Origin of the sequence: Streptomyces sp. NPDC058221, assembly GCF_042882365.1 — a bacterium.
Lineage (GTDB): Bacteria > Actinomycetota > Actinomycetes > Streptomycetales > Streptomycetaceae > Streptomyces.
The window spans coordinates 1-21,490 of the sequence record NZ_JBHVWF010000138.1; the positions used below are offsets into that span (position 1 = coordinate 1).

The window sequence follows — 21,490 nt, forward strand, 5'->3', positions numbered from 1 at the left end:
CGCCGATGGTACTGCAGGGGGGACCCTGTGGGAGAGTAGGACGCCGCCGAACAATCTTTGAAGGACCCTTGGTCCCAGCGTTCAACGCTGGGACCAAGGGTCCTTTTTGTTTTGCCGAAGCGCGTCCGGTGTCCGGCTGCGCAAGAATGTCTGTAGTACCCGATGACAGGAGCACCACCGATGTCCACCAACTCTCCCGACGATCGTTCGGAGCGCGAGCCGCGTCGCCGGGACGGCGGTGACCGGGGCGGATTCAGCGGGGGTCGTGACGACCGGTCAGGCGGTCAGCGTCGGGACAACGACCGCGGCGGCAACCGTCGTGATGACAGCCGGCCCACCAGCGGCGGTGGTTTCCGTCGCGATGACAGCCGTGGTGGCGACCGGGACCGTGCGCCGCGTCGGGATGACAGCCGGGGTGGTTCGTCCGGCGGTGGTTTCCGTCGTGATGAGCGGGCTCCGCGTCGTGATGATGAGCGTGGTGGGCGTTCCGGTGGTGGGTTCGAGCGGCGTGATGACCGGCCGCGTGGGCCCCGTCGCGACGATGACAACCGTGGCGGCAACTTCCGCCGCGACGACAGTCGGCCCTCCAGCAGCGGCGGCAACTTCCGTCGTGACGACAGCCGCGGCGGTTCCTCCGGCGGTGGCTTCCGTCGTGACGACAGTCGGCCCTCCGGTGGCGGCGGCGGTTTCCGTCGGGATGACAGCCGGGGTGGTTCGTCCGGCGGTGGTTTCCGTCGTGACGACAACCGTGGCGGAGACCGGGACCGTGCGCCGCGTCGCGACGACAGCCGTGGTGGTTCCTCCGGCGGTTTCCGTGGACGGCGCGATGACGGCGACCGGGGTGGCTACCGCGGCCGGGACGACCGCGGTGGGTACGAGCGCCGGGACGAGCGTGAGCGTGAGCCCATCAAGCGGCTGCCCATCCCCGAAGAGGTCACCGGCCACGAGATCGACAAGGACGTCCGGCAGGAGCTGATGAGCCTGCCCAAGACCCTGGCCGAGGACGTCGCCAGGAACCTGGTCATGGTGGCCCGGCTGCTCGACGAGGACCCCGAGCAGGCTTACGCCTACTCGCGTATCGCTCTGCGACTGGCCTCGCGTGTCGCCGCTGTCCGTGAGGCGGCGGGCTTCGCCGCCTATGCGACACAGAAGTACGCGGAGGCGCTGGCGGAGTTCCGGGCATCCCGTCGGATGACCGGTTCCGTGGAGCTGTGGCCGGTCATGGCCGACTGCGAGCGCGGGCTGGGCCGGCCGGAGCGGGCGATGGCCATGGCAGGTGAGCCCGAGGTGCAGAAGCTGGACAAGGCCGGGCAGGTCGAGATGCGTCTGGTCGCCGCCGGAGCGCGTCGCGACATGGGGCAGATCGACGCAGCCATCGTGACTCTGCAGAGTTCCGAGCTGGCCTCCAGCGCCGTTCACCCGTGGACGCCGCGGCTGCGCTATGCGTACGCGGACGCATTGCTGGCCGCCGGTCGCGAGGACGAGGCGCGTGAGTGGTTCGGGAAGGCCCTGGAGGCCGACAAGGACGGCTCCACCGACGCGTCGGACCGGCTTGCCGAGCTTGACGGTGTCGAGTTCGTCGACGCTCTCGGTGACGACGAGGGCGGCGCCCCTGCTCCCGCCCCCGCTGACGCGGCCGACCAGATCGAGGCGCCGGCGGTAGCCGATGCGGACGACCGCGACGACGAGGACGACCGCGACGACGAGGACGACCGCGACGACGAGGACGACCGCGACGACGAGGACGGTCCGGCCAAGGCGTAACGCGGCGGAAGAGGGCGGCACCCCACCCGGGGTGCCGCCCTCTTCCGCGTCCCGGGGCCGGCGACCGGGTCAGCCGAGAGTCAGGCTGCGCAGGACCAGGCCCGTGGCCGGCTTGGGGCCGAAGGAGGTCGACTTGCGCGGCATCGTGACGCCCTGCCGGGCCAGGTCCCGTACGACTTCTTCGCGCACCGGATGCATCAGCACCGCAGTGACGTTGTGGCGTTCGGCCTGTTCGACGGCGGCTGCGGTGTCGTGGATGTAGGCGATGTGCGCCCGGTCGTCGGGGATCTTCCAGACATGGTCGAGGAGCGTCGAGTGCAGGACCGTGGCGTCGAGAGTGCGCCAGTCGGCCGGCCGGTCCGCCGGAACGGTGCGGGTCAGCAGTGCCTCGTCCGGGCGGTCGACCAAGTGGAAACCGCCGTCGCCCGCGAGCAGGAAGGCATTGCCCTCGGCAGCCGCGTCGGCCAGGGCGTCCAGGGCCTGGGAAAGCGGTCCGTCGACGTCGCGGATCCGGAAGAGCCCCGTCAGGGCGGCGAGCGCGTCGGCGACAGGCAGCCCGTGCAGCAGCCGGTGGATGGACCGGACCCGGAGCGGGTAGCGGGCCGTGTCGACCAGGAGGACCAGCCCGAAGTCCCACGGGCCGCGGACGGTGTGTTCCTGCTGGAGCCTGAGGTAGGTGGCCCAGCGGTGGTGGCCGTCGGCGATCAGGGCCTGGTGACGGGCCAGGTCCGCTTCGGCCGCTGACCGTTCCGCGGGGTCGGTGACCGCCCAGAGCCGGTGGCTGAAGCCGTCCTCCGTGGTGGTGGCGAGCAGCGGCGGGCGGTGGATCGTGCGCTCGATGACGCCGGTCGCGCCCGTGGCGTTGCCGTCGCTGCGATAGGTCAGCAGCAGCGGTTCGAGATGGGCCTGGGTGGTCCGCATCAGGTCGGCGCGGTCCTCGACGACATCGGCCATCACGTCCTCGTGCGGAAGCACGATGCCGTCGGCGGGGGCGGAGAGCTCCAGCGCACCGATGATGCCGCGCTGGAGGATCTCCCCGTCGCGCTGCTCGTACACATAGAGCGCGGGCTCCGGATCGGGGGCGAGGATTCCCTCCGCGAGCCAGCGGTTCAGGGTCGCGGCGGCCTGTTCGTGGCGGGCGGCCGGGGTGTCGGCCTGCGGCAGGATGAGTCGCACGATGTTGTGCGGATCCGCCGATTCCAGATGGAGCAGCCCGTCGGGCCGTACGACGACGTCGTACGGGGGCGAGGTCACCGCGGCGAGACTGCCGACCAGCTCGGGGACGTAGCGCAGTCCCCGGAACGGAATCAGGTGCAGTCCCTGGCCCGCGTGGCCTCGTGTGTTCATTTCTGCATCGTATGTGCGGTCCGGGGATGCGCGATGATCGGGGGAGACGCAGGCAATGAGGAGCGCAGGATATGAGTCAGGCGAGCAGGACCAGGCCGAGCGGGAGCAGCACCGCACTGAACGAGGCGTACGACACGGCTCTGCTCGACCTCGACGGGGTGGTGTACGCGGGCGGGCAGGCGATCGACCACGCGGTCGAGGCGCTCGGCACGGCGCGGGACGGTGGGATGCACTTGGCGTACGTGACCAACAACGCGCTGCGGACACCGGCGGCGGTCGCTGAGCACCTGACCGAGCTGGGGGTGCCGGCCGAGCCCGCTGACGTGATCACTTCGGCGCAGGCCGTGGCCCGGCTGATCGCTGATCAGCTGCCGTCCGGGGCCCGGGTGCTGGTGGTCGGCGGCGAGGGGCTGCGGGTGGCGCTGCGTGAACGCGGCCTGCAGCCGGTGGAGTCGGCGGACGACGAACCGGTGGCGGTGGCGCAGGGATACGGCGGGCCCGACATGACGTGGGGCCGGTTCGCCGAGGCGGCCTACGCGGTCAACAGCGGGCTGCCCTGGTTCGCCTCCAACACGGATCTGACCATTCCGAGCGCCCGGGGGATCGCGCCGGGCAACGGGGCGGCTGTGGAGGTCGTACGGATCGCGACCGGTGCAGAGCCGCAGGTGGCAGGGAAGCCGCTGCCGCCGATGCACAGGGAGACGGTGCTGCGCACGGGCGCGCAACGGCCGTTGGTGGTCGGGGACCGGCTCGACACGGATATCGAGGGCGCGTTCAACGGTGGCGTGGACTCGCTGCTGGTGCTGACCGGGGTGACGGACACGGCGCAGCTGCTGGCCGCCCGGCCGGAGCACCGTCCGACGTATGTGGATGCCGATCTGCGCGGACTGCTGACGGGCCAGCCCGAGGTGACGCAGGAGAGCGAGGGCTTCGGCTGCGGCGGCTGGACGGCGCTCGTCCGGGGCGAGGCACTCGTGCTGGAAGGCGAAGGGGAGACGCTCGACGGTCTGCGGGCGCTGTGCGCGGCGGCGTGGTCGCACGCCGGCGAGGGTGCGTGCGGGCTGGACGCGGAGAAGACGGTGGCCAGGCTCGGGCTGTAGGGCCGGCGGCGTGATGGCAGGTGCCGCACCGGAAGCGCCCCCGGTGCGGCTCCCCTCGCCCGGCGCCGGCCTCGCCCGGAGCGGTCCCGCTCGGGAGCACGAAGGGGGAGCCGCCGGTCAGCGCCGGAGCTGTCTTCAGTTGAGGACGGCGATGCTGAGACGGCGGAGGCCGGCCGGGGCGGCAATGACGTCGTACGCCGTGATCCTGTCGCCCGCGACGCTGAATTCGATGGTGAAGGTGAGGGCGAACAGCAGTCGGCCGTGCGGGGCCACGACGGCTCCCACCGTGCCGTTGACCAGCGCCGGTTCGGCGAGTTGTGACCGGTGGGCCAGTGCGGCCGTGCCCTCCGCGACGTTCCGGGCGCCGCGGGCCTCGGCCACTCCGCCCGGCGGCACTGCGAAGGGGTCGGCCCGGCGCACCACATCGGGAGCCAGTACCGCCAGGATCGCGGTGAGGTCACCGGCCCGCGCCGCGGCGAGGAACGCCGAGACGACCTGACGTTGCCGCGTCAGTTCGGCCGCCGGAACCACAGGTGTTCCCCGCACCTTGCGGCGGGCACGGCTGGCGATCTTCTTCGTGGTGACCGGAGTGCGTTCCACGAGGGGTGCGATCTCGCTGAACGGCACGGCGAACATGTCGTGGAGTACGAACGCGATCCGCTCGACGGGTTCCAGCGTGTCCAGCACCACGAGCAGTGCGCGGCTCACCGAGTCGGCCAGCAGCGCCTCGTCCTCCGGGCCCGCCGGGGCACGGCCTTGCGGGGAGCCCGAGGCCTGGTCGAGTACCTGCTGCTCGGCGAGGTCCTCCCTTCGCGATCTGCGGGAGCGCAACATGTCCAGGCAGATGCGCGTCACCACGGTCCGCAGCCAGCCGGCCAGGTTGTCCACCTCGCCCGCGTCGATCCGGCAGAGGCGGATCCAGGCCTCCTGGACGGCGTCGTCGGCCTCGTCCAGCGAGCCGAGCATCCGGTGGGCGACGGCGCGCAGCAGGCCGCGCTGCGCCTCGAAGCGTGCCGCCAGTGCCTCGCGCCCGTCGGCGCCTCGCTCGTCCACCGGTCACCTTTCGTCGTCCTGGTCCGTCACCACTCCTGACAGCTGACGAACGCAACGTAGCTGAAGTGACAGGAGAGTCCGATGACGTCATTGCTGCACCTCGACTCCAGTGCCAACCGGTCCCACGAGTCGGTCAGCAGGCAACTGACCGCCCTGTTCGCCCGCACCTGGCGGGCCGAGCACGGTCCGGCCGGATACCGGTACCGGGATCTGGCCGCCGACCCGGTGCCGCCGCTGGAGACCGCCTACTGTGCGCTCGGCCGGCGCGTGGAGCGGAACGGGTTCGTTCCGCCGGACGGAGTGGACGCGATGGTCGGGAGCGCGGCCGAGGAGCGGGAGTGGTCGCGGACCCGTCCGCTGGTCACCGAGCTGCTGGCGGCCGACACCGTGGTCGTCGGTGCCCCTATGTACAACTATTCGGTGTCCGCCTCGCTGAAGGCGTGGATCGACCGGGTGGGCTTCCCCGGCGCCCTCACCGACCCGGACACGGGGGACGGTCTGCTGCGGGGGACGAAGGTCGTGGTGATCAGCGCGCGGGGCGGGGCCTACGGGCCGGGCACTCCCCGGGAGGCCTGGGACTTCCAGACGCCCTACCTGCGGGCGTACTTCGGCGAGAAGGGTGTGGCGCCCGAGGACCTGTGTTTCGTCGACGCCGAGATGACCATGGCCGAGGTGGTCCCGCATCTGGCCCGGTTCCTGCCGCTGGCCGAGCGCTCGCTGGCCGCCGCGCGTGCGGAGGTGATCGCGCTGGCGTCCGGTGGGGCGCCGACAGGGGCCGGGAGCGCGGGAGTCCTGGGCCGGGTCGAGGCCTCAGCAGGGTAGGCTAGCCTAACCACGTGTTCGTTGAGAGTCCCCCGGAACCGAGTGCAGGCCCGATAGCCGCCCCGGACAAGGCCGCGCCCCCCAGACGCCATGCGGTACGAGCCGCAGGCCTCCTGGTGGCCCTGGCCGTACTCGTGCTGGTGTGTCTGGCGAGTATCGGGATCGGCGCCAAGGCGCTGCCGGTCTCCGACGTCTGGCACGGACTGTTCCACTACGCCGGAACCAGCGACGACGTCCTCGTCCGCAAGGTGCGGATTCCCCGGACCGTTCTCGGACTGCTCGTGGGCAGTGCGCTCGGTATCGCCGGGGCGGTGATGCAGGCGCTGACCCGTAACCCGCTGGCCGAACCCGGGCTGCTGGGCGTCAACGCCGGAGCATCGGCCGCGGTCGTCTCCGCCATCAGCTTCTTCGGCGTCACCTCGCTGACCGGGTACGTCTGGTTCGCCTTCGCCGGGGCCGCGATCGTTTCGGTGGCCGTGTACCTGCTCGGCGGCAGCCGGTCCGCCACCCCCGTCCGGCTCGCGCTGGCCGGGACGGCGGTCACGGCGGCGCTCTACGGGTACGTCAACGCCGTACAGCTGCTGGATTCGGCCGCGCTGGACCGGCTGCGGTTCTGGACCGTCGGATCGCTGGCCTCGGCGAACGCGGAGACGGTCGGCAAGGTGTGGCCGTTCATCGCGATCGGCATCGTCCTGACCCTGCTCATCGCCCGTCCGCTCAACGCGCTGGAGATGGGCGACGACACGGCGCGGGCGCTCGGCGCGCATCTGACCAGGACCCGGGTCCTCGCCATGCTCGCCGTCACCCTGCTGTGCGGGGCGGCGACCGCCGCGTGCGGGCCGATCGTCTTCATCGGGCTGATGATCCCGCACCTGGTGCGGGTGATCACCGGTCCGGACATGCGGTGGATCCTGCCGTACGCGGCCGTGCTCTCCCCGGCGCTGCTGCTCGGGGCCGACGTGGTGGGCCGGGTCGTCGCCCGCCCCTCCGAACTCCAGGTCGGCATCGTCACCGCGCTGATCGGCGGGCCCGTCTTCATCCACCTCGTACGACGCAAGAGGATGTCCCAGCTGTGAAGGCCACGAAGGAGACGCAGGAGACCGCGGGGGCGACGGGGACGGCACGGCCGGCTGGGACGGCCCGGTCGGTGAAGGCCGTGCGGACGGCCGGCGGGTACTCGTTCCGGATGAACGTCCGGGCGTCCCTGGTGATCGTGCTGCTCGCCGCGGTCGTGGCGGCTGTCGGTGTCGTCCTGATCGGCAGCGGCGACTTCTCCATGACCCCGGGCGAGGTCGTCACGACGCTCTTCGGGCACGGCACCTTCCAGCAGGAGTTCATCGTCACCGATCTGCGGCTGCCGCGGGTGCTGGTCGGGCTCCTCGTGGGTGCGGCGCTCGGTGCGGGCGGCGCCGTCTTCCAGACCATTTCGCGCAATCCGCTAGGCAGCCCCGACGTGCTGGGCTTCGGCCAGGGCGCGACGGTGGGCGCGCTGACCGTGATCGTCCTGTTCCAGGGCGGGGCGGCGGCGGTCGCGGGCGGTGCGGTGGCCGGCGGTCTGCTGACCGGCGTCGCGGTGTACCTGCTGGCGTGGAAGCGCGGGGTGCACGGCTTCCGGCTCGTCCTGGTCGGGATCGGCGCCGCCGCGATGCTGACCGCCGTGACCCAGTATCTGATCACCAAGGCCAACCTGGTGGACGCCACCCGGGCCGTCGTCTGGATGACCGGCTCGCTCGACGGGCGGGACTGGGCGCAGGTCTGGCCGCTGCTCGCGGTCTGCACCGTCCTGCTGCCGCTGGTGTTCGGGCACGGACCGGCGCTGCGGGTGATGGAGATGGGCGACGATGCCGCGTACGCGCTCGGCGTGCGGGTCGAACGCACCCGGCTCATCCTGATGGGCTCCGCCGTGCTGCTCGTCGCCGTCGCCACGGCGGCCGCCGGGCCGATCGCGTTCGTCTCGCTGAGCGCCCCGCAGGTGGCCCGCCGGCTGACCCGCTCGACCGGCCCCAATCTGGTGGCCGCGGCCTTCATGGGTGCCGCTCTGCTGCTCGTCGCCGACTGGGTCGCGCTCGAGGCGTTCGGCGACCGGCAGCTGCCGGTCGGCGTGGTGACCGGCGTGCTCGGCGGCTGCTACCTGTTGTGGCTGCTGGTGTCCGAGCGCAAGGCGGGTCGCATATGAAATCCCGGTCGCCTATGTCGCATATGAAGTCCGGCACAGGGCCCTCGAAATCCACACCCGCCCTGCGTGCCCCCGGAAACCCGCCCGCCCCGAATGCCACCGGCACCCCGACCGACTCACGGAGTACGACCATGCAGCGCCTCACCGCGGACTCGGTGACCCTCGGCTACGACCAGCGGGTCATCGCGGAGAACCTCTCGGTCGAGATACCCGACCACTCCTTCACCGTGATCGTCGGACCCAACGCCTGCGGCAAGTCGACCTTGCTGCGGGCGCTCTCCCGGATGCTCAAGCCGAGCCGGGGCCGGGTGCTGCTGGACGGGCAGGCGATCCAGTCGATGCCCGCGAAGAAGGTCGCCAGGACGCTGGGGCTGCTGCCCCAGTCCTCGATCGCGCCGGACGGCATCACCGTGGCGGATCTGGTGGCCCGGGGGCGTTATCCGCACCAGGGCCTGCTGCGGCAGTGGTCGCCCGAGGACGAACGCATTGTCGAGGAATCGATGGCGTCGACCGGCATCGGTGAACTCGGTGATCGCTATGTCGACGAATTGTCCGGCGGGCAGCGTCAGCGGGTCTGGATCGCGATGGCGCTCGCGCAGCAGACGCCGCTGCTGCTGCTGGACGAGCCGACGACGTACCTGGACATCCAGCACCAGATCGATGTGCTCGACCTGTGCGCCGAGCTGCACGAGACGCAGGGGCGCACGTTGGTGGCGGTCCTGCACGACCTGAATCACGCCGCGCGGTACGCCACGCATCTCATCGCGATGCGCGAGGGCGAGATCGTCGCGGAGGGCCCGCCGGGGGAGATCGTCACCGCGGAGCTGGTGGAGCGGGTGTTCGGGCTGCGGTGTCAGGTGATCTCCGATCCGGAGACGGGCACGCCGTTGGTGGTGCCGGCTGCGCGCGTGCGGGGGGCGCGGGGCGCGCGGGCGTAGGGGCGCTCGTGGGTGCGGTGCGGCGCGTGGGCGGGTGCGTGACCTTCGGCCACGCTTTGTCCTCAATCGCCGGACGGGCTTGAATTTGGCCGGTGCCGTCGCAGCCCCTACAGCAGGGATCTGAGCTTCAGCAGGTCGCGGAAGCCGGCTTCCAGGCGGACTCGGCCCGAGCCCCAGGCCTTGGCGAAGTTCAGCTCTCCGTTCACCATGGCCACCAGATCGTCCCCGGTCATGGCGAGGCGGATCTCCGCCTTCTCCGGGGGCGGCCCCTCGAGCGTGTCCAGGACCTGGATACGGCCACCGGCCAGCCGGCCGGTGAACGTGATGTCGAGGTCCTTGATGTGGCAGCTCAGGGAACGGTCGAGGGCAGCGGCGCTGCGCACATCCCCGTCGGCCCCCGCGAGGTTGTCCGAAAGTCTGTCGAGTGCGCTGCGGCACTCCGCCATGGTCGCCATCGTGATCGACGCTACCCCAGCCCTTCGGGGTAGCGTTTCCCGCATGAGCGACTCGATGCCGGGGACGGCCGCCGGAACCGCGCCCGGGGAGATCCCGCAGGACGCGCCGCAGGAGCCGCGCCGGGCGGCCCCGCACGAACCCGCGGCCCCCGCGCCCCTCGGCGTCGTCCGCACGACCACGGGAAACGCGGAGGTGGACGCGGAACTGGAGCGTCTGGCCGATGCCGACCACCTCCCGGCGGGCGGGCACATCGAGGTGTACGAGGATGTACACCGTGGACTGCGCGACGCGCTGACCGCGCTGGACGCCAGGCCCGCACCCGCACCGGCGACCGCGCCGACGTACAACAACAGGAGCTGAACCGAACGTGGCAGGAGTGGCCCGTCGTCGCCTCGACGCCGAGCTGGTACGCCGAAAGCTCGCCCGTTCACGCGAGCACGCCAGCCAGCTGATCGCCGCAGGACGGGTGACCGTCGGCGGCAACACCGCGACCAAACCGGCCACCCAGGTCGAGACGAGTGCCGCGGTCGTCGTCACCAAGGACGACAACGACCCCGAGTACGTGTCCCGGGGCGGCCACAAGCTGGCGGGCGCCCTCGCCGCCTTCGTACCCCTGGGACTGACGGTGCAGGGGCGCCTCGCGCTGGACGCCGGCGCCTCGACCGGCGGATTCACCGATGTGCTGCTGCGGGCCGGAGCGGCACGCGTCCTCGCCGTGGACGTCGGCTACGGGCAGCTCGCCTGGTCGCTCCAGTCCGACGACCGCGTCACCGTCAAGGACCGCACCAACGTGCGGGAACTGACGCCGGAGGCGATCGACGGCAAGCTGCCCGACCTGGTGGTGGGCGATCTGTCGTTCATCCCGCTGGGGCTCGTCCTGCCCGCCCTGGCGCGCTGCGCCGCACCCGACGCGGACCTGGTCCTCATGGTCAAGCCGCAGTTCGAGGTGGGCAAGGAGCGGCTCGGCAGCGGCGGGGTGGTACGCAGCCCCGAACTGCGGGCCGAAGCCGTACGCGAGGTGGCGCGCCGGGCCTGGGCGCTGGGCCTTGGGGTCCGGGGTGTGACGGCCAGTCCGTTGCCGGGGCCCTCGGGGAATGTCGAGTACTTTCTGTGGCTGCGGGCCGGAGCACCTGAACTGGATCCCGCAGATGTCGACCGTGCAGTGGCGGAGGGGCCTCGTTGACGACGAATGCGGAACGCACAGTCTTTCTTTTGGCGCACACCGGCCGGCCGGCCGCGATCCGCAGCGCCGAACTCGTGGTCCAGGGGCTGCTCCGCAGCGGTCTGGGCGTACGGGTGCTGGCGACCGAGGCGGCCGACCTGCCGCTGCCACCGTCCGTCGAGACGGTCACGGATGCCACCCCCGAGGCGGTCAACGGCTGCGAGCTGCTGATCGTGCTGGGCGGGGACGGGACGCTGCTGCGCGGCGCCGAGCTGTCGCGCGCCTCCGGGGTGCCGATGCTCGGCGTCAACCTCGGCCGGGTCGGGTTCCTCGCCGAGGCGGAGCGCGACGACCTGGACCAGGTCGTCGAGCGGGTCGTCACCCGGGCGTACACCGTTGAGGAACGTATGACGATCGATGTCGTCGTGCACAGCAACGGGGCCGTCGTCCACACCGACTGGGCGCTCAACGAGGCGGCCGTGCAGAAGGTGTCGCCCGAGCGGATGCTGGAGGTCGTGCTGGAGATCGACGGCCGGCCGGTGACCGGGTTCGGCTGCGACGGCATCGTGTGTGCGACGCCCACCGGTTCGACCGCGTACGCCTTCTCGGCCGGGGGGCCTGTCGTCTGGCCCGAGGTCGAGGCGCTGCTCATGGTCCCGATCAGCGCCCATGCGCTGTTCGCCAAACCGCTGGTGACCTCGCCCACGTCGGTGCTGGCCGTCGAGGTTCAGCCGCACACCCCGCACGGGGTGCTGTGGTGCGACGGACGCAGGACCGTGGAGCTGCCCGCCGGCGCTCGCGTCGAGGTGCGGCGGGGGGCGGTGCCCGTACGGCTGGCCCGGCTGCACCAGGCGTCCTTCACGGACCGGCTGGTGGCCAAGTTCGCCCTGCCGGTGTCGGGGTGGCGCGGCGCACCGCACTGACCTCTGCCGGGGTGGCCGGCGAGCCCGCTGGGCCACCCGATCCGGCGTCCCGTCCGCAGCCCGCGTGCACGCGGGCCACCAAACCTCGTATGGTCATGTCCGTGTTGGAGGAGATGCGGATACGGTCGCTCGGAGTCATCGACGACGCGGTGGTGGAGCTGTCACCCGGTTTCACCGCGGTGACCGGTGAGACCGGCGCGGGGAAGACCATGGTCGTCACCAGCCTGGGGCTGCTGCTCGGCGGACGTGCCGATCCCGCCCTGGTGCGGATCGGTGCGAAGGCCGCGGTCGTCGAGGGCCGGATCACGGTGTCCGAAGGCGACGCGGCGGCGCTGCGGGCCGAGGAGGCCGGGGCGGAGCTCGAGGACGGTGCGCTGCTGATCAGCCGTACCGTTTCCGCGGAGGGGCGTTCCCGCGCACATCTGGGCGGCAGATCCGTGCCCGTGGGTGTGCTGGCGGAACTCGCCGACGAACTCGTCGCCGTGCACGGCCAGACCGACCAGCAGGGGCTGCTCAAGCCGGCCCGGCAGCGGCAGGCCCTCGACCGGTACGCGGGCGACGGGGTCACCGTGCCGCACGCCAAGTACGCGGCGGCCTACCGGCGGCTGCGCGACGTCGCGAGCGAACTCGACGAACTGACGACGCGGGCCCGCGAACGCACCCAGGAAGCCGACCTGCTGCGCTTCGGGCTGAACGAGGTCGCCGCGGTCGAACCGCTGCCCGGTGAGGACACCGAGCTGGCCGCCGAGGCCCAGCGGCTCGGTCACGCGGACGCCCTCGCCTCCGCCGCCGCCCTCGCGCACACCGCGCTGGCCGGCAATCCGGAGGACCAGGAGGCGGTCGACGCGACCACGATCGTGGCGGCGGCCGGTCAGGCGCTCGAAGGGGTGCGGTCCCACGACCCGGCGCTCGCCGCGCTGGCGGACCGGGTGGGCGAGATCTCCATCCTGCTCTCCGACGTCGCGGGCGAACTCGCGGGCTACGCCGATCAGCTGGACTCCGATCCGTTGCGGCTCGCCGCGGTCGAGGAGCGGCGCGCCGCGCTCACGGCCCTCACCCGCAAGTACGGCGAGGACATCACCGCCGTGCTGGCCTGGGCCGAGGAAGGCGCGGCGCGCCTCACCGAGCTGGAGGGGGACGACGAGAGGATCGGCGAGCTCACCGCTGAACGGGACGCGCTGCGCGACGAACTCTCCGGGCTCGGCCAGGCGCTGACCGACGCCCGCACGGCTGCGGCGGCGCTCTTCGCCGAGGCGGTCACCGAGGAGCTCGCCTCCCTCGCCATGCCGCACGCCCGGGTCTCCTTCGACATCCGGCAGACCGATGCGGCGGACGAGGCCTCCGGCATCGACATCGGCGGACGCAACGTGGCCTACGGGCCGTCCGGCGCCGACGAGGTCGAACTGCTGCTGGCCCCGCACCCCGGCGCCCAGCCCCGCCCGATCGCCAAGGGCGCCTCGGGCGGTGAGCTGTCCCGGGTGATGCTCGCCGTCGAGGTGGTCTTCGCCGGCTCCGACCCCGTACCCACCTACCTCTTCGACGAGGTCGACGCGGGCGTCGGCGGCAAGGCGGCCGTCGAGGTCGGCCGGAGGCTCGCGAAGCTGGCCAGGTCCGCCCAGGTCGTCGTCGTCACCCACCTGCCCCAGGTGGCCGCGTTCGCCGACCGTCAGCTGCTGGTCGAGAAGACCGTGGACGGCTCGGTGACCAGGAGCGGCGTCACCGTCCTGGAGGGTGAGGAGCGGGTACGGGAGCTGTCCCGGATGCTCGCCGGTCAGGAGGACTCCGAGACGGCCCGCGCCCACGCGGAGGAACTGCTGGCCACGGCACGGGCGGACGGCTGAGGGCTGCCCCGGCGCCTCTCCGCTCCTCAAGGGGGCCGCTCCCGGCGGACGGGCGTCGCGGAGCCGCACCCCTTTTCACCCGTGCGAGTGGTACGCCACGCCCGGTTTGTTGCAGTGCGCACCGGAGTTACGGTCCTGCCGTGCCGGAACGTGCGTACGGACTGGCATCCTTGGCGGTGCCCACACCGCCGACTCGGGAGCCCCGGGAGCCATTCAACGTGTCACAGCTGCGTACGGTCCAAGTGCTGGGCGGAGGCAGTGCGGGAAGCAGCGCCCATGTCGGCTCGCTGGCCGCCGGACTGGTCGCGAGAGGCGTACAGGTCACCGTCTGCGCCCCGGCCGAACTGGACCGCACCTACGAGTTCTCCGCGACGGGGGCCCGCTTCGCGCCCGTGCCCAGGCGCGCTGATCCCGCGGCAGTCGCCGCGCTGCGCGGTGCCTGCGCGGGCGCAGACGTCGTCCATGCGCACGGACTGCACGCCGCCGTGCGGGCCGCGATGGCGCTCGGCGGCCGCCGCGTCCCGCTGGTCGTCACCTGGCACACCCGGGCCCATGCCGAGGGTGCGCGCCGTCGGCTGCTGCATCTGCTGGAGCGAAGGGCAGCCCGGGCGGCGGCCGTTGTGCTCGGCACCTCGTCGGACCTGGTCGACCGGGCGCGGCTCCGGGGTGCGCGCGACGCCCGGCTCGCGCCCGTCGCCACCCCCGCACCTCGCATCCCCGCCGTGCGGCCCGACGGCAAGGTCCGGGCCGAACTCGGCGCGGTGGAGCGGCCGTTGATCGTGGCGGTCGGCAGTCTCGTGCCGCATCACGGATTCGGCACCCTGCTCGACGCGGCTCGCGCCTGGCGCCGGCTCGACCCCGTACCCCTGCTGGTCATCGCGGGGGAGGGGCGCGAACGGTCGGCTCTGCAGCGCCGGATCAAGGCCGAGGACCTGCCCGTCTCCCTGGTCGGCAGCCGCAGTGACGTCACCGGGCTGCTGGCCGCCGCCGATCTGGCTGTGCTGCCCAGCCGCTGGGAGTCCCGCTCACTGCTGGCCCAGGACGCGCTGCGGATCGGCGTGCCGCTGGTCGCCACCGCCGTGGGCGGCGTACCCGAACTCGTCGGTGACGCCGCGGAGCTCGTGCCGTACGGCAATGCGGAGGCGCTCGCCCGCACGGTCGCCCGGCTGCTCGGCGATCCGGCGGAACGCGACCGGCTGGCCGCTGCGGGCCCTGCGCAGGCGGCGAGTTGGCCGACCGAGGACGACACGATCGCCCAAGTGCTCAGCGTGTACGACGAGTTGGTCCAGCCGCTGGCAGTGGCACGGAACCGCTGAGCCTGCCGGGCCGGGAATGCCGGGCCGCTACGAGGCGTGGCGGCGGGCGCGCAGCGCCAGGCTCAGGGCCAGCACCGCCTGCGGGTCGTCGAGATCGGTGCCGAGCAGCTCACCGATGCGGGCCAGCCGGTTGTACAGCGTCTGACGGTTCAGATGCAGTTCACGCGCCGTCTCCGCCTTGCGGCCCGCATGCGCCAGATACGTCTCAAGCGTGGGCAGCAGCGGCGGGCGCGAGGTGCGGTCGTGATCGCGCAGCGGGCCGATCGCCCGCTCCACGAACGCCGCCAGATCCGGATGGTCCCGCAGCCGCCACAGCAGCAGATCGATGTCGAGGCGCCTGGCGTCGTACCAGGGCCGGTCGCTGAGCCCCTGCGCCGCCGTGGCCGTCTCCGCTGCGTGCCGCAGCCCCGCACCGGCCGTCGCCCAGCTGCCGGCCACACCGACCACGACGACCGGGGGATGGGAGCCCGCCCGCTCCAGACCGGCCCGTTCCACACCGGCCCGCAGCGCCGCGGCGACCCGGTCGGCCACCGCCGTACGCTCCGTCCCGTTCCGCAGAGCCAGCAGCACCGGCACCCGGCCCTCCACCGGCCGCACCCCGAGCAGCACCGGCACTCCTACCGAGGACAGCTCCTCCAGGACCGCGCGCGCCAGCAGCGCCCAGTTGCCGGAGGGGGACAGCTCGGGGGCCAGCCGCATCACCACGGGCAGCAGCGGCATCTCGCCCGGTTTGAAGCCCAGCACCCGGGCCTGTGCCGGTGCGTCCTCGGGTGCGATCCGGCCCTCCGCGAGATCCGTCAGGAAGTCACCGCGGCCGCGCGCAGCGAGCTCCTCGTCCTGGCGGGCCTGCATCAGCACCACGGCGAGAATGCCCGCGGCGCGCTCGGCCGCCATCCGGTGCACCGTCACCAGCGGCCCGTCCACGGCCAGCAGGACCAGCCTGGCCCGTACCGAACCGGTGCCGGGGCCGCCGCCCGGCACATCCACCAGCACCGCGCCGGCGGGCGGCGACTCGCGGGCCGCGCGGCCGCCGCGCATCCCGTCCCAGATCTGGAGCGGATCGGCGGAGACCGGGCCGGACTCGTTGCCCGCCGCGTACAGCAGCTGGCCGTCGGCCGTCTCCAGGAACACCGGGTTGGCCGTGAAGTCCGCCAGGATGCCCAGCACCTGGGGCACCCCGCCACCACCGAGCAGCGCCTCCGTACAGCGCCGGTGCACCTCCTCGGCCTGCTGGAGAAGTGCGTAGTGACCGTTGACGATCTCGGTGTGGATCTCCTCGGTCACCGTCACGAACGGCACCTCGCGGTGCAGCTGGACCAGCGGCAGCCCGGCCGCGCGAGCCGCGTCCACGATCGAGGCGGGCAGCCTGCTGAAGCGCGGGCCGAGCTCCACCACCAGGGCGGCGATACCGCGGTCGGCGAGTCTGCGGACGAAGGCACGCTGCTCGGCGGGGCGGGTGCCGAGCCCCAGCCCGGTGGTGAGGAGCAGTTCGCCGCCCTTGAGCAGCGAGGCGATGTTGGGGACCTCGCCCGCGTGCACCCAGCGCACCGTACGGCTGAGCCGGTCGGCGCCGGACAGCACTTCCGGGAGACCGCTGCGCAGACCCGGCAGGTCGAGGGCCCGCTGCACGGTGATGCCGCCTTGCGTCTCCACTGGCTCCGGCCTCGCGCTTCGGTCGTCGGATCGGGCGGTCGCCCTGATCAGGAAGGTACCGCCCCGGGCGTGGCCCGCGTCTTCCGGGCGGCGCGGTCCCGGGCCACCGTGCCGGCCGGCCGGACCACTGTTGACAGCGCCCGGGGCCGCTGCGATCTTGAAAATCCTGTGCGGCGGGGGCACTTCGGCCCGCGTCCGGGGGGGTGGGGGAACAGTGGACGAGGACGCTCGGCCCGGGCCGGACCGGCCGGACCGGAACGATGCCGGAGCAGGCGCCCGTGAGACGCCGGTGACGAGGCCGGCCGGGCAGCTGCCCGGCCCGCTGGTCGGCACCGACTGGCTCGCCGAGCGGCTGGGAGCGCCGGGGCTGCTGGTGCTGGACGCCTCGGTCGGGGCGCACCGGGACTCCGGGCGGCGGATTCCGGGGGCACGGCCGTTCGACATCGACGGTGCGCTCTCCGATCACACGGTCCCGCTGCCGCACGCGATGCCGGACGCCGCCCGGTTCACCGAGGAACTGCGCTCCCTCGGTCTGCGCACCGCAGACACCGTCGTCGTGTACGACGCGGCAGGTGTCTACTCCAGCCCCCGCGCCTGGTGGATGCTCCGCGCGATGGGCTTCGACCGGGTGGCTGTGCTCGACGGCGGCCTGCCCGGCTGGGCCGGTGCCGGACTGCCGCTGGAGAGCGGTGGGCCCATGGCGGCTCCGGAGCGCGGTGACTTCACTGCCGTGCCGCACCCCGGCCACCTCGTCGGCGCCGACGAGGTGGCGGACGCGCTGGCCGACCCGGAGTGCGTGGTCCTCGACGCCAGGGCCCGGGAACGGTTTCTCGGTACGGCCCCCGAACCGCGCGCGGGGCTGCGGAGCGGCCATATGCCGGGAGCGGTCAGTCTGCCCTTCGGCGAGATCCAGCGCGGCGGCCGGATGCTCCCGGCCGCCGGACTGCGCGCCGCGTTCGCCGCCCTGACGGGTGACCGGGAGCGGCTGTACCTCAGCTGCGGATCGGGCGTCACCGCCTGCGTCCTGGCGCTGGGAGCGGAGCTGGCCGGCTACCGAGAGCCGGCGGTGTACGACGGATCCTGGAGCGAGTGGGGGCTGCCCTCGGAGCGGCGGCCCGTGGTGACAGGAGCGGAAAGCGCCTGACGGGCCCCGGCCCGCCGCGATGGGCCTTCCGGCTCACCGCGGCTGTAGGTTCCGGCGAGCCGTGTCCTCTGGAGCTGCAGTGACCTGCACTTTCAGGCCGGATTCCGCGGTCGTGCCAGTGACACAGTCCCGCTTTCGTGTCATTTTCCGCAGCGAACGGAAGAGCCAACGGCCGCTCACTGATGGCGGCTCCAGTCGGCGGACCTCGGCCCGTGACGCCGCAGCCGCTGGTCATTGACCTGAACCTCTAGATGAGGCCAGGCTGTGGCCAGGCGCGAAAGATCGGCATCCTCCGGCAGGGGCACCGAACCCAGCGACTCGTCCGGCTTGAAATGGGCCGGCGTCCCGGTCGTGCCATCGACCTCGACGGGTTCAAGGTCACTGACGGGAACGCCGTGTTCGTAGCGCTGGGTCCAGGCCCCACTGAGGCGACGGTTGGTATGGACTAGGGCGTGTCCTGTAGGTCGGCACGCAGCCATAGCACGATGGCGGCGATGATGATTTCTGAGCGGTAGTAGGTGACGCGGGTGGCGATCGCGCGGAACTGGTTGAGTCGATTGAAGCAGCGCTCGACGACGTTGCGGCCGGTGTAGCGCTCGGGATCGAAGGCGGGTGGGCGTCCGCCGCGGGAGCCCTTGGCTTTGCGGCGGGCGATCTGGTCGCTGCGTTCCGGGCTGGTGAGCGCGATCCCGCGAGCTCAACAATCGACCGGCTCCGCTGATCGACATCCACGCCGTTTGAACAGAGTCCCGATTTCACCCACCTCGCCAGACCACGCGGGATTACACCAGGTGACCGGCCTCGAACGTCGAAACGATGCCGCCGACCGCAGATCGGCAGGTCCGATCTGTCCGAGCATCGGTGCCGTTCCCATTCCCGGCTTCCCGGCGTCGTGCGCGCATAACGCTGGGCTGACCGGCAAAAGAGACACTCATTCATGCGATCACGAAAACCACGCGCGATCCTCGCTGCCGCGTTCTTTGCGGCGGTGACTGCGGTGGTGCTCACCAGACGTTACCGGCCGGCGCTCAAGATGACGGGGCTTCGCAACCCGGTACCCGGCCGGCGGTTATGGGTGTCGGCAGGCCGGCCGTCACAGCCGCGTCCACCAGCGGACTCCAGTTGACCGCCAACGAGCGTGAACGCATCTCGAAGTCCATCGCGGCGGTTACCACCGATTCCGATATCGGTGCTGCGCTCACCGTTCGGCGCCGTCGGTCGCCGGCGCGACTGAGCCGTCCACCGCGTGCACCAGAGCCTGGTAGAGCAGATGCGGGCCGGCGCCGCTGTAACCCCCCGCCGAACAGGTGCCTGAGGAGAAGTGTCGCCGTTATCATTGACCGGTGATCGGCAACCTTGAGTCGTTTCAGGACGAGCTGGCCGCCAGCGGGTTTCCGCCGCTGATCAACAAGCTGGCCGGGGCCGGCTTCCGGGGCGGGATCGCCACCCGTGACCTCGGGCCGCTGCGGCTGGTCTCCCTCGACACGCCCGAGAGCGCCTGCATCGGGCGGGAGCGCGACGCCTCCGACGGCGAGAACCTGGCGGTCAAGGTGATGATCCGGGGCCGGACGCGGATCGAGCAAGGGCGCGGCGACGCCGAACTCGGGCCGACCGACCTGGTACTGCTCGATCCCACGCGTACGCTCCGGTTCGAGAGCACCGCCTCGGCGCACGTCACCATCCTGGTTCCGCGCCGGGAGCTTCGGATCCGGCCCGCGCAGATCGACCGGCTCATCGGCGTACGCATCGACGGCAGCCACGGCCCGGGCGCTCTCGTCTCCGTGCTGGCCCGGCAGTCGGCGTGGTCGGCGACGGAGTTCCGCGAGGCGGAGGCGCTGCGGTCGGCGGCGGCCGTCGTCGAGCTGATCGCGGTCGCACTGGAGGCCCGGCTCGGCGACGAACAACCGGCCGCGGACGAGTGGCTGCGGAGCCGGATCGCCGGCTACATCGAGACCCGGCTGGCCGATCCCGATCTGTCCCCGCCTGGCATCGCCGCCACCCACAACATATCCGTACGCCGGCTGCACAAGCTGTTCGAGGACCAGCCGCTCACCGTCGCGGCCCTGATCCGCCGTCGCCGCCTGGAGCGCTGCCGAGCCGAGCTGACCGGAAGCAAACGTACGGTCACCGCCGTGGCCGCCCGGTGGGGATTCTCCGATCCCACCCATTTCAGCAAGCTCTTCAAGGCGACGTACGGCTACAACGCCCGTGCACTGGTAACCAGCAACCGTGCACAGACGACCAAGACGCGCACAGCCGGCCCGGACAAGGATGGTGGTGACCAAGGCAGGCAATAGCAATAGGAGAAGTCGTGGCGAAGGTAAACATCGTCCGCCCCGGTGAGGGCGAGATCCTCGGCAGCGGGGCGCAGCAGATCCGCATCCTGGAGAACGGCGAGCACACCGACCACCGGCTGGGGTTCGCCGAGGTCACCATTCCGCCGGGCACCCCGAGCCCGTTGCAGCATCGCCACGCCCAGCATGACGAGGGCTTCTACGTGCTGGCGGGAACTTTCCGGTTCACCGTCGGCGAGGACCAATACGACGCCGGGCCGGGCACCTGGGTCATCGTGCCGACCGGGGCGCCGCACACGTTCGCCAACGTCGGCGACGAGAACGCGGTCATGCTGAACACCTTCACGCCGGACCTGTATGTGCAGTACTTCCGAGACTTCAAGGCCATGATCGATTCCGGGCAGCCGGTCAACGCCGAGACCATGCAACCGCTCTGGAAGAACTACGCCACCGAGATCTCGAACGAATACGCCTCGTGAAGCGCCTTCAATACGACCGCTACGGCGGCCCGGAGGTGATGCGGCTCGCTGAGTTCGAGCCACCACGCCCGGGTCCGGACGAGGTTCTCGTCCGCGTCCGAGCGGCGGCTTCCAACGCGCTGGACTGGAAGATGCGCAACGGCGAGATGAAGCTGATGACCGGCCGCTCCTTTCCCCGGGCGATGGGGCACGACTTCGCCGGAGTCGTCGAGGCGGTCGGCGCCGGCGTCACCCGCCTGAAGGCCGGCGACGCGGTACTCGGCCGGGCTCGTTTCCGGCAGGCGGGGGCGTTCGCCGAGATGGTGACGGCCCCGGAGAAGGCGGTCGTGCTCAAACCGGTGGACCTTTCGTACGAGCAGGCAGCCGCCCTGCCGACCGTGGGAGTGACCGCCTACCAGGCCACGGCGGAAATCCGGCCCGGGCAGGCGGTCTTCGTCAACGGGTACCTGGGCGGGGTGGGCCGGGCCGCCGCCCAGTTCGCCCGGGCGCGGGGAGCCTCGGTCGCCGGCAGCTGCCGCAACCCTGCGGCCGACGAGGCCCACGAGCTCGGCGTCGAGCCGGTCGTGGGTTTCGGCTTCGACCCGGCCGCCCTCGCGGAACGGTTCGATCTCGTCCTCGACACGCCCGGCATGCTTCCCTTCGCCGCGGCCCGAACGCTGCTGAAGCCCGGCGGAACCATCGTCGACATCGTCCCAACCCCGGCCAAAATGATCAGAAGCGCACTGCCCGGCCCGTTCCGGGCGATGATGGGCCGACCGGTGACCGCCGACCTGGAGGAGGTGGCCCGGACCCTGCGCCTGCCCATCGCCCGTACGGTCCCGTTGACCGAGGCGATTCCCGCCCTGACGGAGCTGGAGCGCGAGCAGCGCCCGAAGGGCGGCAAACTGGTCATCGCCATGGCCGGAAGCTGAGCCGGGCCGAGCTAGGTGTATTAACCACGAGCGTTGTTGACGCCAGGGTCTTGATCAAAGGCGAAGACCTCCGGTGTGGTGGAGCTGTCTAGGACTGCACCGCACCGGAGG

Annotated in this window: 20 protein-coding genes and 1 pseudogene; 15 read left to right on the plus strand and 6 right to left on the minus strand. The window is 71.9% G+C overall.

What is annotated here, in order from left to right:
* Positions 1-276: 276 nt before the first annotated feature.
* A complete protein-coding gene (locus ACFVW8_RS31420; protein WP_389696004.1) occupies positions 277-945 on the minus strand; it encodes a hypothetical protein in 669 nt (222 codons plus the stop codon).
* A gap of 30 nt (positions 946-975) precedes the next feature.
* Between ACFVW8_RS31420 and ACFVW8_RS31425 the strand changes: the two genes are divergently transcribed.
* A complete protein-coding gene (locus ACFVW8_RS31425; RefSeq protein WP_389696006.1) occupies positions 976-1,764 on the plus strand; it encodes a tetratricopeptide repeat protein in 789 nt (262 codons plus the stop codon).
* Positions 1,765-1,833: 69 nt separating this feature from the next.
* Here ACFVW8_RS31425 and ACFVW8_RS31430 read toward each other — a convergent pair whose 3' ends face one another.
* A complete protein-coding gene (locus ACFVW8_RS31430) occupies positions 1,834-3,111 on the minus strand; it encodes a DUF1015 domain-containing protein (protein WP_389696008.1) in 1,278 nt (425 codons plus the stop codon).
* Positions 3,112-3,182: 71 nt separating this feature from the next.
* Here ACFVW8_RS31430 and ACFVW8_RS31435 point away from each other — a divergent pair, with 71 nt between their 5' ends.
* Entirely contained in the window at positions 3,183-4,211 is a 1,029-nt protein-coding gene (locus ACFVW8_RS31435; RefSeq protein WP_389696010.1) for an HAD-IIA family hydrolase, read from the plus strand.
* A gap of 135 nt (positions 4,212-4,346) precedes the next feature.
* Here the strand turns inward: ACFVW8_RS31435 and ACFVW8_RS31440 are convergent, their stop codons facing one another.
* Positions 4,347-5,264 carry a sigma-70 family RNA polymerase sigma factor gene (locus tag ACFVW8_RS31440; RefSeq protein ID WP_389696012.1) on the minus strand — a complete coding sequence of 306 codons (918 nt, stop codon included), beginning with the start codon at positions 5,262-5,264 and terminating at the stop codon, positions 4,347-4,349.
* 81 nt (positions 5,265-5,345) lie between these two features.
* Between ACFVW8_RS31440 and ACFVW8_RS31445 the strand changes: the two genes are divergently transcribed.
* The 4 genes from ACFVW8_RS31445 to ACFVW8_RS31460 all read left to right on the plus strand — a co-directional run bounded on the left by ACFVW8_RS31445 (position 5,346) and on the right by ACFVW8_RS31460 (position 9,200).
* Positions 5,346-6,086 (plus strand): FMN-dependent NADH-azoreductase, encoded by a 741-nt coding sequence (locus ACFVW8_RS31445; protein WP_389696014.1) that lies wholly within the window; start codon positions 5,346-5,348, stop codon positions 6,084-6,086.
* A gap of 116 nt (positions 6,087-6,202) precedes the next feature.
* Positions 6,203-7,162: a FecCD family ABC transporter permease gene (locus ACFVW8_RS31450; protein ID WP_389696039.1), complete on the plus strand. Its 960-nt coding sequence runs from the start codon at positions 6,203-6,205 to the stop codon at positions 7,160-7,162.
* A 110-nt stretch (positions 7,163-7,272) separates the two neighbouring features.
* On the plus strand, positions 7,273-8,262 hold the full coding sequence (locus tag ACFVW8_RS31455) for a FecCD family ABC transporter permease (RefSeq protein ID WP_389696041.1): 990 nt from the start codon (positions 7,273-7,275) through the stop codon (positions 8,260-8,262).
* A gap of 131 nt (positions 8,263-8,393) precedes the next feature.
* Complete coding sequence (locus ACFVW8_RS31460; protein WP_389696016.1) at positions 8,394-9,200, plus strand: ABC transporter ATP-binding protein; 807 nt, start codon at positions 8,394-8,396, stop codon at positions 9,198-9,200.
* 107 nt (positions 9,201-9,307) lie between these two features.
* Here ACFVW8_RS31460 and ACFVW8_RS31465 read toward each other — a convergent pair whose 3' ends face one another.
* On the minus strand, positions 9,308-9,655 hold the full coding sequence (locus tag ACFVW8_RS31465) for an SCP2 sterol-binding domain-containing protein (protein ID WP_389696018.1): 348 nt from the start codon (positions 9,653-9,655) through the stop codon (positions 9,308-9,310).
* A 43-nt stretch (positions 9,656-9,698) separates the two neighbouring features.
* Between ACFVW8_RS31465 and ACFVW8_RS31470 the strand changes: the two genes are divergently transcribed.
* The 5 genes from ACFVW8_RS31470 to ACFVW8_RS31490 all read left to right on the plus strand — a co-directional run bounded on the left by ACFVW8_RS31470 (position 9,699) and on the right by ACFVW8_RS31490 (position 14,898).
* A complete protein-coding gene (locus ACFVW8_RS31470) occupies positions 9,699-10,016 on the plus strand; it encodes a hypothetical protein (RefSeq protein ID WP_389696020.1) in 318 nt (105 codons plus the stop codon).
* A gap of 7 nt (positions 10,017-10,023) precedes the next feature.
* Positions 10,024-10,839, plus strand: a complete 816-nt coding sequence (locus ACFVW8_RS31475) for a TlyA family RNA methyltransferase (protein WP_389696022.1) — start codon at positions 10,024-10,026, stop codon at positions 10,837-10,839.
* Entirely contained in the window at positions 10,836-11,741 is a 906-nt protein-coding gene (locus ACFVW8_RS31480; protein WP_389696024.1) for an NAD kinase, read from the plus strand. Before ACFVW8_RS31475 ends, ACFVW8_RS31480 begins: the two co-directional genes overlap by 4 nt.
* Before the next feature lie 95 nt (positions 11,742-11,836).
* Positions 11,837-13,582 carry a DNA repair protein RecN gene (recN, locus tag ACFVW8_RS31485; RefSeq protein WP_389696026.1) on the plus strand — a complete coding sequence of 582 codons (1,746 nt, stop codon included), beginning with the start codon at positions 11,837-11,839 and terminating at the stop codon, positions 13,580-13,582.
* A 218-nt stretch (positions 13,583-13,800) separates the two neighbouring features.
* Positions 13,801-14,898 (plus strand): glycosyltransferase family 4 protein, encoded by a 1,098-nt coding sequence (locus tag ACFVW8_RS31490; protein WP_389696028.1) that lies wholly within the window; start codon positions 13,801-13,803, stop codon positions 14,896-14,898.
* Positions 14,899-14,925: 27 nt separating this feature from the next.
* Here ACFVW8_RS31490 and ACFVW8_RS31495 read toward each other — a convergent pair whose 3' ends face one another.
* Positions 14,926-16,551, minus strand: a complete 1,626-nt coding sequence (locus ACFVW8_RS31495) for a PucR family transcriptional regulator (protein WP_389696030.1) — start codon at positions 16,549-16,551, stop codon at positions 14,926-14,928.
* A gap of 289 nt (positions 16,552-16,840) precedes the next feature.
* On the opposite strand from ACFVW8_RS31495, the gene ACFVW8_RS31500 reads away from it, so the two are divergent.
* Positions 16,841-17,695, plus strand: coding sequence for a sulfurtransferase (locus ACFVW8_RS31500; protein ID WP_389696032.1), 855 nt, complete (start codon positions 16,841-16,843; stop codon positions 17,693-17,695).
* Between the two features lie 445 nt (positions 17,696-18,140).
* Here the strand turns inward: ACFVW8_RS31500 and ACFVW8_RS31505 are convergent.
* Positions 18,141-18,389 (minus strand): annotated as a pseudogene (locus tag ACFVW8_RS31505) (IS5/IS1182 family transposase); the annotation flags it as partial.
* Between the two features lie 649 nt (positions 18,390-19,038).
* Here ACFVW8_RS31505 and ACFVW8_RS31510 point away from each other — a divergent pair.
* Genes ACFVW8_RS31510 through ACFVW8_RS31520 form a run of 3 tightly spaced genes read left to right on the plus strand, consistent with a single transcriptional unit; the run spans position 19,039 to position 21,379 of the window.
* Positions 19,039-19,992, plus strand: coding sequence for a helix-turn-helix domain-containing protein (locus ACFVW8_RS31510; RefSeq protein ID WP_389696034.1), 954 nt, complete (start codon positions 19,039-19,041; stop codon positions 19,990-19,992).
* Positions 19,993-20,006: 14 nt separating this feature from the next.
* On the plus strand, positions 20,007-20,468 hold the full coding sequence (locus tag ACFVW8_RS31515) for a cupin domain-containing protein (protein WP_024494953.1): 462 nt from the start codon (positions 20,007-20,009) through the stop codon (positions 20,466-20,468).
* A complete protein-coding gene (locus ACFVW8_RS31520) occupies positions 20,465-21,379 on the plus strand; it encodes an NADP-dependent oxidoreductase (protein WP_389696037.1) in 915 nt (304 codons plus the stop codon). The genes ACFVW8_RS31515 and ACFVW8_RS31520 overlap by 4 nt, the downstream gene beginning before the upstream one ends.
* Positions 21,380-21,490: the final 111 nt, after the last annotated feature.